The sequence below is a fragment of the Candidatus Kapaibacterium sp. genome (genome assembly GCA_023957315.1).
Lineage (GTDB): Bacteria > Bacteroidota > Ignavibacteria > Kapaibacteriales > UBA2268 > PGYU01.
The window spans coordinates 153,248-167,032 of the sequence record JAMLHE010000004.1; the positions used below are offsets into that span (position 1 = coordinate 153,248).

The following is a 13,785-nucleotide window of genomic DNA, read 5'->3' on the forward strand; positions in this document are numbered from 1 at the left end:
GCATTTTCATCCACATAAGCAATTATTACTATCGTAATTCGTAGAGAACTTTTATCTGTATATCGTTAATTTATTTTAATTTTGAGATTTTATTTGCAAAACTCAAAAATTGTGTTTATTTTAGTATATTAGAATAAGAGTTTTAAGTGTAACTAAATTCTATATAATTATGGTATTGTTTATAACAATTTGAAAATAACATTCTTTATTTTAATAGGGGTTCTTATGAAAATTATGAAACTTTTGGTTTTGGTAGCAATGTTCTTGCTACCTGCGGCTTTGTTTAGCCAAAATCCGGTACACTTCACATTTACAAGTGTAACGGGTAATAATATGACGGTTATCGTGCCTTTAGCGATTAATCCGACAATCAGCGGAGTGCCTTTATCAGCCGGTGATGAAATTGGTGTGTTTACTAAGGATGGACTTTGCGTTGGTGCAACTGTATGGACTGGAACAAATAATCGTTCTATAACAGTTTGGGGCAACAATGACCAAACTCCGGAAAAAGATGGGATGGCTGCCTCCCCGCCTGATACTGTCTATTTCAGAATTTGGGATTCTTCAGAAGATATTGAATATTCTGTCGTTGTTGCAACATGGGTTGGCGGCGGTTCTCGCGTTTACGTAGCGAATTCTTTTTCTCCAAACGTAGCATCACTTGAGGCTTTCTCAGTTCCTGCGCAGCCAAATATCACGGCTCCTGCAGATAACTCTGTTGGTAACGCTTTGAGTGGTAATATTGTATGGGATGTAGCCGGTGGAGCTGACGACTATGACGTTGTTTTATCGGCAAATAGTGATTTTTCAGACCCTATTATCAATACAAATACTACAAGTACAAGCGTTGCCTACTCAGGTTTGGAATTCAATACAATGTATTATGTACGCGTAAGAGGGAATAATGACGTTGGCGAAGGTGCATGGGACGAAGTTTCCTGGAAAACTAAATTAGCTCAAGTTACACTCGTTAGACCGGCTGACGGTGCTACAGGCTTGATGGAAAGCGGTACTTTATCTTGGAATTCGGTTTCGGGCGCTGCTAACTACGACCTTACTATCGCTACAGATGCAGGATTTACAAACGTTGTAGTGAATACAAATGTTGGAACTACTTCTTATAATTACACAAATCTTGATAATTACGAAACTTATTACTGGAAAGTTCAAGCTAAAGACGGAGCCAATACAGGCGATGAATCAGAAACGAGAGATTTCAGAATCAGAGTTGGAAGCCCCGTTATCACAGCTCCCGTTGACGGTTCGACAGGATTAGCCGTAAATGGCAATGCTACTTGGACTGCTGTTGACGGTGCAACAAAATATCGTATGCAAATCGCAACTGATGTTGATTTTATTAATATCGTTGAAGAAGTGAACAATATCGCACTTACAAACCAAAATTATTCAGGTTTGAGCAACTATACTAATTATTTCATTAGAGTTTTTGCAGGTGATGATGATGGCGAAGGTATTGCTTCCGCTACTGTTACTTTCAGAACTATTCTTGGTATCCCGACTAACCTCACTCCTGCAAATGGTTCATTTGCACAGCCTTTGGCAGGCAACTTGACTTGGAGTGCTGTAACAGGTGCTACGACTTATAATGTTCAAATTTCTACAAATGCAGCATTTACAAATATCGTGGTAGATGCTAACACAGCAGCAGCTACTTATGCTTATGCAGGATTGAATAACAACACTCAATATTTCTGGAGAGTCAGAGCCGGTGAAGATGCCGGTTTCAATGCATTCTCAACACACACAAGTTTCACTACTTTGTTGGGTCAAGTTGTATTGAATACCCCTGTTAATAATGCTACTGGTGTTTCGCCTTTGAGCGGAATGTTTACTTGGACAGCATTAGCCGGTGCTACAAATTATCGCATCCAAGTTGCTACCGATGTTAACTTTGTTAATATGGTAATCAACCAAGACGGTATTGCAGCTACTACTTTCAATTATACAAACTTAAATAGTGTCACTACTTATTTTTGGAGAGTAATCGGTTATAATGCAAACGATGCAGGACAAAATTCTGCAGTATTCCAATTCTTGACTTCACTTGGCAAAGTTGCACTTGTTGCTCCTGCTAATAATGCAGTTGGTGTTGAATTAAATGGCGTTAATTTCTCATGGGGTGCTGTCAATGGTGCTGAATCATACAGACTTCAAATTTCGGAACAATCCGATTTCTCTTCTTTTGTTGTCAATACAGGCGGAATTGCAGCTACTTCAACTGTGATTAACGGCTTAATGTACAACAAAACTTACTATTGGAGAGCAAATGCTCAAAATACAAATGATGGTGAAGGACCATTTAGTGATTCACGCACATTCCAAACTAAAGTTGAAGCTCCGACATTACTCACTCCTGCTGACAACGAAACTGATGTGATTCTTGACGGTCAAATGACTTGGACAACTGTGCCGGGTGCTGACTCATACCAAGTTCAAGTTTCATTGTTTAATGATTTTAGCTCTACAGTAATTAGCGCTACAAACGGTACCACTACTTATAATTATTCAGGTTTGGAAAATAACAAACAACATTACTGGAGAGTTAGAGGTATCAAAAATGGTGGTTATGGCGATTGGTCAACAGTATTCACTTTCGAAACTATGAACCTCGCTGCACCTGTACTTTTATCACCTGTAAATGGTAAATTGAATCAATTTATTGATGTTACTTTCACTTGGGAATCAGTCACAGATGCAACAGGTTATAACTTCCGTTTAGCATCTGATGCCGGATTTACTAATATCGTTGCTTCAGGCAATAACTTAGGAACTACATCATTCAGCGTTACCGGATTGTTCAAAGACAGAAAATACTATTGGCAAGTTCAAACAATCGGTTTGCAAGGTGTTTCAAACTGGTCAACAGCATTTAATTTCACAACAATCAAAGCTCCGGTGGTATCAGGACCTAATTCTGTTTGCCAAAGTAGCCAAGCAATGTACTCGACTGAGTTCTTTGATGTCATTGATTATCAATGGACTGTTACAGGCGGTACAATCGTAGGTGCTTCAACTCTTTCTACAGTTACTGTAGATTGGGGAACAAACACTTCCGGTTCTGTTAAAGTAACTCGCAGCTCTGCTGAATGGGGTGTTTATACTGATAATGCTACAATGAATGTTTCCTTGACTCCAATTGCAATGATTACCGTTGGTATTGATGCTGAACATTACTACGAAGGCAATGCTTGCATGAACGAAACAGTAAAATTTACAGGCACTACAAGTAGTGAAAATCCTGTAGTTTGGAACTGGGATATGGGCGATGGCACTATGAAAACCGGCAAAATCGTATCGCATGTTTATGCAGCTGCCGGTGATTATACTGTTACTCTTACTGTTACAAACGGTGTGTTCTGCGAACGTGGCGAAGAAACTTACGACATTGAAGTTCGTGATGATTGCCCGTTGACTATTTTGGCTGATGCTGAACTTGAATCATGTAAAGAAGCTTCACCGACATTCCAAAGCGTAGTATTTGGAGGTTCGGGTGATTATTCATTCCTATGGCATCCGGCAAATGACTTCGTTGACGCTACAGTTCTTAACGCAACTGTTAAGAGAGCAGTATTCTCGAAAGAATATAAACTTACAATATTTGACAACGAAAGCGACGAAACATTAGTTACTTATCCTTATCTTAAAGTATTGGCTTCGCCAAATGCATCTTTAAGCAAAGGATTTGTGGTCGTCAAAGGAATGGGTTCGATTGATTTAACTGACCCATCTATTTTGGTTGTCTCAGTTTCTGGTGGACAAGCTCCCTATATTCATAGATGGGTAGATAACAACGGTCAAGAAGTTGACCCGACTAACGTTAATCCTCCTGTTGGCTCGACTCAATATTTTGTTACAATCATTGATGATAATGGATGTTTGTCTGTCGAGAAGAGATTCATCGTGTTCCGTACCGCTTCTAAAGATGCTATTCCTGAAGATGTCGTTGCTGGTTTATCCGGCTCAGGTTTCATGTTTACTTACCCGAACCCTGTTATTGACAATTTGAATATCATTGCTGAATTCGACGAACAATCTTACACTACTGTGAGAGTAATGAATTTGTTAGGGGAAGAAGTCCTTTATCTGAACCTTGGTTCGATGAAGAGTTTGGAAACTGAAATCAACCTTCGTCATTTGACAAAAGGATTCTACAACTTAGTTGTCGAAACAGAAAACAATACTTTCGTTAAGCCATTCATAAAAGAATAGTTTAGACTTTTAATTTAATTTAACTGCACCTTTTTAAACAAAGGTGCAGTTTTTTATTTATTTGTCCAACACCATATTTGTTGTTATTTCGTTTCTTAACACTTAATAAAATGGACATTTGTCCTGATTTTTAGTTACCTTTGCAGACTTTAGAAAATTGCATTTGGAATAAATAGAAAATGAAACAATCTGAATTTTTTGTACCTACTCTGAAAGAGACACCTGCAGACGCAACGATTCCGTCTCATCAACTGATGCTGCGTGCAGGATTAGTGCGTCCTTTGGCTTCAGGGATATTCTCCTTCCTGCCAATGGGATTCCGTGTACTGAACAAAGTTATCAATATTATTAGAGATGAAATGAATTCAATCGGTGGTCAGGAGTTTTTGCTTCCGGCACTCAACCCGATTGAAATTTGGGAGCAAACCGGCAGAGTCGAAGCTATGGGTGATGTCATGTTCCATATTAAAAACAGGGAAGGGCTCGTTTTAGCTCCTACTCACGAAGAAATCATCACTTACCATGCTCGCCAGCACGTCAAATCGTATCGCGATATGCCCCAAATTTGGTATCAAATCCAAACAAAATTTCGCAACGAACCACGCCCCAAATCCGGTGTGCTTCGCGGCAGACAGTTCATCATGAAAGATGCTTATTCGCTCGATACTTCCTGGGAAGGATTAGATGTAAGCTACGAAAAGCATTACGAAGCATATAAAGCGATTTTCAACAAATGTGGTATTAAATTCTTCGATGTTGGTGCTTCGAGCGGTGCAATGGGTGGCAGCAAATCCCAAGAATTCATGGTAGAATCCGATTCCGGCGAGGACACTTGCGCCATAAGCGATGCGGGTTATGCTGCAAATATCGAAGTTGCAACTTCCAATCTCCAGCCTGTTGGTAGAATTGACCAAGATTTGCCAATGGAAAAATTCGCCACTCCCAACGCTAAAACTATTGATGACCTGATTGAACAATTCAATATCCCCGAACATCGTTGCGCCAAATCTGTAGTTTATATGGCTGACGAATCGCCTGTATTAATTTTCATGCGTGGCAATGATGAATTGAACGAATCCAAATTGCAGTCCGTTCTCGGCACAGCCAACGTGCGTGCTGCCGTTTCCGAAGAGTTAATTCAATTCACAGGTGCAGACCACGGTTCAATTGGTCCGATTAATCTCAAATCAAAAATTAAAATTATTGCCGATAATTTGCTCAAAGATGCCAGTGGAATGGTCAGCGGAGCAAACGAAGACGGCTTCCATTACAAAAATATAGATTTCGTTCGCGATACAAGCATTAGCGATTTCCACGATTTGCGAACCGTTCAAGCCGGCGAACCTTGCCCCATCAGCAGTCAAGCACTAAGAGTGGTGAAAGCTATCGAATTAGGGCATATCTTCAAACTCGGCACAAAATATTCCGTCGCACTCGGCGCAAACTATCTCGATTCCGAAGGCAAAGAGCACCCAATTATCATGGGAAGCTATGGCATTGGCGTAGAAAGAGTCATGGCTTGTTATATCGAGCAGCATCACGACGATAAAGGGATAATTTGGTCATCGCCATTGACTCCATTCCATGCACATTTGATTGGTATCAACGAACCGAAATTCCCAGAAGTCAAGGCTGCTGCCGAAGGTATTTATGCCGATTTGGTCAAAGCCGGATTTGATGTGCTTTATGACGACCGCGACGAATCACCCGGAATCAAATTCAACGACGCAGACTTGATTGGCTTACCATTCCAAATCATCGTCGGCAATAAGAATTTGAAAGATGGAAATATTGAAGTTAAAGACCGCCAGACAGGCGACAGAAAAGTTATTTCGATTGATAGTGTAATAACGGAAATACAAGAATTTTATAAATAATAGTAGGGGAGATTGTCATCACAATTTCCCCTAATGGTAATATGACAAAGAAAGTTGACCTACATATGCACACCTTTTACTCCGACGGAGCCTTGTCTCCGGAGGAGCTATTGGCTAAGGCACAATCTGTCGGGCTTTCGGTAATCAGTATTACTGACCACGACACGCTCGATGGGTGCATCAATGCAATGAGCCTTGCACCCAAATACGGAATTGAGATTATTACAGGCTGCGAGTTCAGTTGCAACGATGTCGAGCGCGAATTTCACGTACTCGGCTATAACGTTGACCCCGACAATAAGCACCTCAAATTCCATCTGCATAATTTCCGTAATGCCAGACTTGTGCGCGCCAAGCAAATACACAAGAAATTGCGCAACATGGGAATGATGATTGATTTTGACGACATTTTAATCAAGGCTGACCAAGCGCCAATCACTCGTCCGCACATCGCTCAGATACTGCTCGAAAAGGGCTACGTCGAGACTTTGCGACAGGCATTTGATAAATATATTGGTGATAGCGGACCTGCATTCCACCCCAAAGCAGTATTTCCGGTGAGCCAAGCAATAAAATTGATTAATCAGGCAAATGGCGTGGCAGTGTTGGCGCATCCTGCAAATTTTGTTGACCAGCCGACTCTCTACAAGATGATTCAAAGCGGATTGGACGGCATCGAAGTCATTCACCCGATGCATAACCAATCCCAGCGCGAATTCTACCGCTCAATCGCAGCACAATATTGGCTACTCGAAACGGGCGGCTCCGACTTCCATGGCAACCGCGAACAAGACGAACTCAACTTCGGCAACTTCTACATTCCCTATTCAATCGTCGAATCCATCAAATACCACACCGGGCAGTTGTATTAGGGAGGGTGGGGATGACGCCACAAATTGACGCAAATTTCAAATACAGTTAGTCAAATGCATCCGTCTTTTGATTATTCTTTCTATCGCAAAACAATTTCTACTGCATCTTCAGGCATATTATATTTGTTCATAATGTTCGCAATTCTATTCATACAAGTAGATGCTGATATGTTAATGTGAATGAAAAAAACTTCATCAGCAAGGTTGTCAAATTCATTAAATGTCTTACCTTCTAATGTTTTGTATCGAGTTCTTAAATCCGTATGTTTACTTATGAGTGATTTTAAAGTAGTCAATTTCACAATTTTATTATCATTTCCGAAAAGTTCAGTCTGATTATCAAGGATTAAATCAAAGTCAAAATCTTTATTACCTTTAATATACTGAATGAATTTAATGAATACATCTTGCCAAGTTGATACCTTTATTATACTATTGTCGATGTGTATCTCTGAAGGTTTGTTACCTCCAGCAATGTCTCCCGCATCGTTATTAAGTGGAGAAAATTTAGTACTTTCAATTACTTTAATATTCCAATTGTCGGCTTCTTTATATTTGTCTGGTAACGGAAATGTTTCTAGAAACCAATTAATCATATTTCGTTGGTGTTCTTGAATACTGGTTTCATTCCAAATCTTTTTACTTATAACGTCTAATCTAAAATTTAAAGAAGAAGTATTCAACTTTGCTTTTTTGTCCGCAAATGATTTATTGCCTATTTCGCTGTTAAACTCTGTAAGTATTAAATTTCCTATGTTATGTAAAAATGTTTTATGAACTTTGTCAAAATTTGAACCTATTTCAACTTCCCAACTATTATCAAGTTTTTGAGGCATAATATGTTCAATTGTAATTTTAGGATTGCGAAAATCAACTGCTACTTTTGTATTGTGTTCTTCTATTTTACCCAAAATAAATTTTGAATACTTTTTTAATCCATCGTAAAAATTCATTGACTCAAGTGCATTTCTCATTTCATTGTCATTAGGGAGCCTCATTTTATAGAATATGGTAGACAACAAATCAATCATTTCAACTTTTTCTTTGGCTAATTCTTCAATCCGATTACTCATTACTACTATGCTTTTGTTTTCCCCTTGTGTTAATCCTAGTATCCGGCGACGAATCAAATAAATACGAATAGTATTTAAAATAGATATTAATTTATCATCATTCAACCTAACACCATCCAAACCACACTGATGGTACTCAAATAATCCCAGTACAAACGGTTTGAATGCTTCTGCCTTAATATCGTGAAAAATATTTCTAACAAGTTCAATTATTTTGATATTCTTTATTCTATCTTCTGTTATTGAATCGGAAACAACTTCAGTGATAATCCATTTGTACCAATTTACATAACGAACAATATCATTGATAAAATCAATATGGTTGTTAAATTGGTCGTTAACGAAACTCTTAAATAATTGGTAAACTTCTTTTGTATTATTATCGCTCACTACTTTAATCGAGCTTGTTGTTTTGTATTGCAGGTAGTCGCGGAAAAACTCAGAAGTATTTTCATTTAAAATAGATTCAATTTTTGGATGCCAAGTATTTTCGTATATATCCGATTGGCTGGCGCTGTCCATATTTAACAATACAAAGTTTCTAACTAAATCTGATAATGTTAATGGTTTGCCAAGAGAATTCAATGTTTCAAAAATAATTTGTGGATCTTCTCCTTTGAATGGTCTTTCATCTAAAAAAATAACAGCTACATTCATTCTTCGAATCGCTGTAATGTAATGCTCAAATTCTATTTGTGGTTTTGTAATTTTTTTTTCACTTAACATTTTATAAAAAAGTTGGTATGCATTAGTAATAATTCCTGGTTTGGGCTCATTGCTATTCACTAATGCCCTATATGCCTCCCAGTCTTTTGTTACTTGTTTCAGTTTTATTTTATCTTGAAATGTAGATGCGCTATTTTTTAAATAATGATCTGTTATAAAATCTTGATTTGATGCGTTTGATTCAATGTCTCTTAGAGCAATTAAAAAGATTAATGTTGTAGTAAGGCGTTGTTGTCCATCCACTACAACCGATTTATTGGCGAAGCCTGCCTTCTCTTCTTTTATAACAATTGTACCGAAAAAGTGTTCCAACTTGTCATGTTGTTCAGCATCCAATTCAGAATCTATAATACGTAAAACATCACTAAAATATCTCTCAATTTCAGGTTTCCCCCAAGCGTATGCTCGTTGAAATGGAGGAATGAAAAAAGATGTTACATTTTTTGCTAGAACATCGTTTATAGAATGATTCTCAGTTTTCATTTATTCTCCTGTCATTTACTTTTATGTTTATTCAAACTCCAAAACAACACCCAAATATACACATTCCATATAACATATGCAAATGATTGAGATAACCATCTATTTTTCAGCGCTTTCATCTTCGAACATTTCGCGCAATTTCTGTTGTAAAAGTTTCTTGTCCGGGAGTTGCGTTTTATACTCGGCTACCATTGTCGGAGAAAGACTGCGGCTTAATGCATATTCCACAACTTCGCTGTCCTTGTCTTTGCACAACAAAACGCCGATACTTAGATTTTCATTCGACTTTTTCACATCTCGGTCTAAAGCTTCTAAATAAAAGTTCAATTGTCCCAAATAATCCGGCTTAAATTTATCAGCTTTAAGTTCAAAAGCAACTAAGCATTGCAGTCCACGATGATAGAAAAGCAGGTCAATAAAAAAGTCGCTATTGCCAACTTGCAATTTGTACTCTTCTGCGATAAACAGAAAATCTTTGCCAAGTTCAAGTATGAAATTTTTCATTTGCCTTACAAGCCCACCTTGCAATTCGCTTTCGCTGTGCGGCTCCGGGAGGTTCAGAAATTCAAACACATAGCTGTCCTTGAAAGCTTTTGTTACATCTTGACCAATTTCTCTCAGCAGTGCCGAGAGTTTTGTATTTCCAATCATAGTTCGTTCAAATAGACTTGCAGAAATTTGCCTGTCGAGCTCTCTTTTGCTATAGTTTTCCTGTTTAATCATTTTTAGGTAAAACTCTCTTTCTTCAATAGATTTGCATCTTGAAAAAACCAGCATATTATGAGTCCAACTAATTTCTCTCACCAGTGGTGAGAGTTTTGGAAAGTCCTTGTAGGTCTCGTAAAATTGCTTCATTCGCCAAATATTCTTGTCGGAAAATCCTTTTATTTCGGGTTCAGTCTGTTGGATATATTTAGCTAATTCTGAAACAACGGAATCGCCCCATTCCGATTTTTCGATTTTCTTGCTAATATGCTCGCCGATGTTCCAATAGAGCTCAATTAGTTCAGCGTTAACGGCTCTAATAGCATTCGTCCGAGATTGCTTAATTAGTTGGATTATGTCTGTAAATCTTTTATCCATGATTATACTTGTTTATCTACTTTCCCACTCCCCCAAATATACACATTCCTATTTACATATGCAAACCAAACTCTCCTACTTCAGATTCATAGCGTTTCCTCACAATTTCACTACGACGCTCACATACGGAAGTCCGATGAATATCCCTTCTGCAATGTCGTCATTATTAAATAGTGCTAAGTCAACGGCTAAGTTTTCGCCAAAAAATCTTACTCCGTATGAGACAACAAAGAAGTCTTGAGAAGGAACAAACCAATTCTCGCTTATTAATGAAGCTTTTTTAGATATTCGTGTAATTCCTGAAAGATTAATAAATGTTTCATCTTGAAAAACGCCTCGAGCATGTCCCCAAGCTACTCCGCCGGTTACATTATGGTCTAAAGTGCCATATGTACCCATTGCATTAATAAAAGTCACACCGTTACTGTTCCGAGAACCGGTGCCTAATATATTTATATATAAAATCTTAACTCCGGCATGGAACTTTTCTGCAACTTTAAACCCCACTTTGGGTGAGATGAAGAATATTGGTTCAAAATTACTGAATAAAGATAAAAACTCAAATCCGGCACTTAAAGATAGAAAATCTGTAATACCAACATCGAAAGAGTTTAGGAAAAGGTATGTATTTTGATAGTAACCTTCTCCCTTCTTTAAATTAAATGCGGATGATCCGGATAAATATCCTGTAGGATGAGGATTTGCAAACCAATCACTGTCTATCCTGAAATTTGATTTATCAAAAATATCTATACTTATAATTTTTGAAATGGGAATTTCAATTTCGGGCAATGATGATGTTTTCATTACAATTGTAGTCAAATCTCTTTGTATTATCTTTCCCACAATCGTAGAACCATCCACGAGTTCAACTCTGTAAGTTTTTGTTGAATCAATTGGACCGTTGACATTTGTCGTTTGACCAAATACATTACTTGTAGCGAAAAAAAGTAAGGCGATGAAAAGTGTCCGGATTAAATGTTTCATTTTGTATTTTATACTCCATTTTTATTGAAGTTAGTTCTTAAATGTATCACCAAACACAAATATACACATTCCTAATTACATAAAAAAAATTTTGTATCCAGACCAATTTCTCTCAACAGTGTTGAGAGTTTTGGAAGTCCCTGTAGGGGCAATTGTATTAGGTGGTGTGTTGGGGGATCTTTTGCCCAATATTGTAGTGAAATCGTAATGTGCTGGTTGTGAAGTGTTGACATGGTTCTATTTTATAAAGCTTTAAAAAGTTTTTGTTTATCGTTTAAGGTTTCTAAATTAACTGAATTTGTACTTGTCAAGTCAGATTTATATTTCACTTCTGAAACCCTCTCAGGGATGTATAGTTTCTCTATTTTGGAAATGTCTTGATGTCGATAAAACCTTAAAGAGCTATTTGCTAAACCATAATCATATTTGATTCTTATAGATTGTTCAACCGTGTTACCTAGCGTTTTAGCAACAACTGAATAAAGTTTGTCCATTAATGTTTTATCCAAAAGTTTCATTTGGATTGATTCCATTAAGTCAGTTATGCTTCTACCATTTGATGTTTGTTTAGCCTTCCAAATTTTGTATGCGATTTAGTCGCTCATATATTTTGAGAGCAAATGTTTACTTCTTGTCAAAAATTTCAGCCAGTTTTTCGATTCTCTCTTTTTCTAAGTTATCTTTTATTGTATTAATGTTCCCTAACTAAAAGGCAAATCTCTAACTGTGCCAAAATTTAACTGTTTGGCAAGCTCACTCTACTATAAGTTCACTAATAAATTCTCCTAAAAAAAATCTTATGTAAAAATTATCTGAGCACCGGCAGATTTTTCATAAAACTGCCCGACTGATATTATATCATTAACCTGCGGACAAAAATCTTTTTTAGTAAGATGGAACATATCCACCGTTGCTTTGCAGGCGTAGAGTTCGCCGCCAGCATCGCTTATCATCTCAATGAATTCACGAACGGGGGGAATATCGATTTTTTCCATTTCCTTTTTCATCATAACTGTGGCAAATCTGGACATACCCGGAATTGCACCTAACCAGGTTGGCATTTTTAATCCGCCGGGCATTCTCATTGCAGAGTTGCCGACTGTAGCTACACTCAAGCCATCCATTCTTTTTTCTATAATAGCATCAAGTCCAAAGAACGTGAAGAAAAGCGTTGCTTCAATTCCCTCCATTCTTGCACCGTTTGCCATGATTAAGCCGGGGTACAATCCTTCGAGTGATCCGTGCGATACAACGATTGAAACTTTTTCGATTGGTTGTGACATTTTTTTCTCCTGAAAAATATTATTTAGCTTTTACTTTTGTCATTCTGAGCAATTAGCGAAGAATCTTAAATTAAATAAGAGATAGAGATTCTTCACTTCACTTCGTTCCATTCAGAATGATAGTCTGGATTAATTATATACAGCCTTTTGGTTTTGGAAGACCTGCAATCTTTGCTGCTTTCTTTGCAGGACCTTTTGGAAAGAGTGCATAAAGTTCTTTTGTATCAACACCGCTTTCCTTTGTTAATTTCCTGATTGAAGGTGCGTCGTTTTTCTCTTTAAACTCTTTGCGCATATAATCAATTACTAGCCAATGACGATCAGTCAGTGAATCTATGCCTTCGAGCTTTGCGAATTCCTGGGCAACTTGTTTATCCCAGTCGTTCAGGTTTTTAAGATGCCCGTCGGCATCCAGTTCTAAATTTCTTCCTACTAATTCTACTGTTTCCATATTTATTCCTTAATAGATTTGTTTAGTATTTATTTTGATTAAGTTATTTTGATTTGATTCCATTGCTGCAAGGTTTTTCAAAAACTTCAAACCCACAGCAAGTCCTCTTCTAACTTCAGGTGAATTCATTTCTTTCAACAAGCTCATTAGCGAAACTTTTTCATCAACTTTAATATCAATGTTCTTATAAACAGCCACTGCATTATTAATTGCCTGAAGCATATCCGGTTGAGTGAGATTCTTTACTGTATCGAGAATAGTAACAATGTTTTCGCCGAGAAGCTTTATATCTTCTGCGCTGTAATTTGTTACTACGTTGTCCATTGCCTTTCCCATTTCTTTCGCAAACTGGAAATAACCTTTCCTGTCAATCTCATCGAATTTTTTCATCAGGTCTAAAATAGATTCCCGGACAAGCGGGGAAACATCACGTGCAAAATCTCTTACGCTTTCCATCTGGTCAAAAGCTTTGCTGAGATTATTTACGTTGCGCAGCAACTTCTTTCCAAGATGAAGAATATCACCTGTATTTATGTGATCGTGAACTTCTTCCAGCTCGACGATTGCGGTTTCATATAAATCTTTTCCTACACGGTAAAGGTCATCTTTCAGATCCTCCATCATTCTGCGATGCTGTCTCTGAAGCTCGATTTCTTCAAGAATAATATTCAGCTTGGAATTTATTTCGTCAATCTGATTTTGGGTTACTACTGCTTCCAT

The 13,785-nt window shown here is 37.6% G+C and carries 10 protein-coding genes; 3 read left to right on the forward strand and 7 right to left on the reverse strand.

The window, feature by feature from the left end; translation table 11 throughout:
* Positions 1-225: 225 nt before the first annotated feature.
* The 3 genes from M9949_05760 (at position 226) to M9949_05770 (ending at position 6,979) form a co-directional block, all read left to right on the forward strand.
* Positions 226-4,230 (forward strand): PKD domain-containing protein, encoded by a 4,005-nt coding sequence (locus M9949_05760; GenBank protein ID MCO5250911.1) that lies wholly within the window; start codon positions 226-228, stop codon positions 4,228-4,230.
* Positions 4,231-4,409: 179 nt separating this feature from the next.
* Positions 4,410-6,107, forward strand: coding sequence for a proline--tRNA ligase (locus M9949_05765; protein ID MCO5250912.1), 1,698 nt, complete (start codon positions 4,410-4,412; stop codon positions 6,105-6,107).
* A gap of 41 nt (positions 6,108-6,148) precedes the next feature.
* A complete protein-coding gene (locus M9949_05770; GenBank protein ID MCO5250913.1) occupies positions 6,149-6,979 on the forward strand; it encodes a PHP domain-containing protein in 831 nt (276 codons plus the stop codon).
* Positions 6,980-7,059: 80 nt separating this feature from the next.
* On the opposite strand, the gene M9949_05775 is transcribed toward M9949_05770, so the two are convergent.
* From M9949_05775 to M9949_05805, 7 genes are all read right to left on the reverse strand, one after another.
* Positions 7,060-9,261 (reverse strand): DUF262 domain-containing HNH endonuclease family protein, encoded by a 2,202-nt coding sequence (locus tag M9949_05775; GenBank protein MCO5250914.1) that lies wholly within the window; start codon positions 9,259-9,261, stop codon positions 7,060-7,062.
* 99 nt (positions 9,262-9,360) lie between these two features.
* On the reverse strand, positions 9,361-10,344 hold the full coding sequence (locus M9949_05780; protein ID MCO5250915.1) for a PDDEXK nuclease domain-containing protein: 984 nt from the start codon (positions 10,342-10,344) through the stop codon (positions 9,361-9,363).
* A gap of 99 nt (positions 10,345-10,443) precedes the next feature.
* A complete protein-coding gene (locus tag M9949_05785) occupies positions 10,444-11,331 on the reverse strand; it encodes a hypothetical protein (protein ID MCO5250916.1) in 888 nt (295 codons plus the stop codon).
* Between the two features lie 242 nt (positions 11,332-11,573).
* On the reverse strand, positions 11,574-11,849 hold the full coding sequence (locus tag M9949_05790) for a hypothetical protein (GenBank protein MCO5250917.1): 276 nt from the start codon (positions 11,847-11,849) through the stop codon (positions 11,574-11,576).
* Positions 11,850-12,128: 279 nt separating this feature from the next.
* On the reverse strand, positions 12,129-12,614 hold the full coding sequence (locus tag M9949_05795; protein MCO5250918.1) for a DsrE/DsrF/DrsH-like family protein: 486 nt from the start codon (positions 12,612-12,614) through the stop codon (positions 12,129-12,131).
* A gap of 133 nt (positions 12,615-12,747) precedes the next feature.
* A complete protein-coding gene (locus M9949_05800; protein ID MCO5250919.1) occupies positions 12,748-13,065 on the reverse strand; it encodes a TusE/DsrC/DsvC family sulfur relay protein in 318 nt (105 codons plus the stop codon).
* Positions 13,066-13,074: 9 nt separating this feature from the next.
* A complete protein-coding gene (locus M9949_05805) occupies positions 13,075-13,785 on the reverse strand; it encodes a DUF1641 domain-containing protein (protein ID MCO5250920.1) in 711 nt (236 codons plus the stop codon).

Excerpts from the sequence above, each read along its gene's own strand:
- M9949_05760 (MCO5250911.1), top strand. The coding sequence starts at position 226 with ATGAAAATTATGAAACTTTTGGTTTTGGTAGCAATGTTCTTGCTACCT.
- M9949_05765 (MCO5250912.1), top strand. The coding sequence starts at position 4,410 with ATGAAACAATCTGAATTTTTTGTACCTACTCTGAAAGAGACACCTGCA.
- M9949_05770 (MCO5250913.1), top strand. The coding sequence starts at position 6,149 with ATGACAAAGAAAGTTGACCTACATATGCACACCTTTTACTCCGACGGA.
- M9949_05775 (MCO5250914.1), bottom strand. The coding sequence starts at position 9,261 with ATGAAAACTGAGAATCATTCTATAAACGATGTTCTAGCAAAAAATGTA.
- M9949_05780 (MCO5250915.1), bottom strand. The coding sequence starts at position 10,344 with ATGGATAAAAGATTTACAGACATAATCCAACTAATTAAGCAATCTCGG.
- M9949_05785 (MCO5250916.1), bottom strand. The coding sequence starts at position 11,331 with ATGAAACATTTAATCCGGACACTTTTCATCGCCTTACTTTTTTTCGCT.
- M9949_05790 (MCO5250917.1), bottom strand. The coding sequence starts at position 11,849 with ATGAAACTTTTGGATAAAACATTAATGGACAAACTTTATTCAGTTGTT.
- M9949_05795 (MCO5250918.1), bottom strand. The coding sequence starts at position 12,614 with ATGTCACAACCAATCGAAAAAGTTTCAATCGTTGTATCGCACGGATCA.
- M9949_05800 (MCO5250919.1), bottom strand. The coding sequence starts at position 13,065 with ATGGAAACAGTAGAATTAGTAGGAAGAAATTTAGAACTGGATGCCGAC.
- M9949_05805 (MCO5250920.1), bottom strand. The coding sequence starts at position 13,785 with ATGGAAGCAGTAGTAACCCAAAATCAGATTGACGAAATAAATTCCAAG.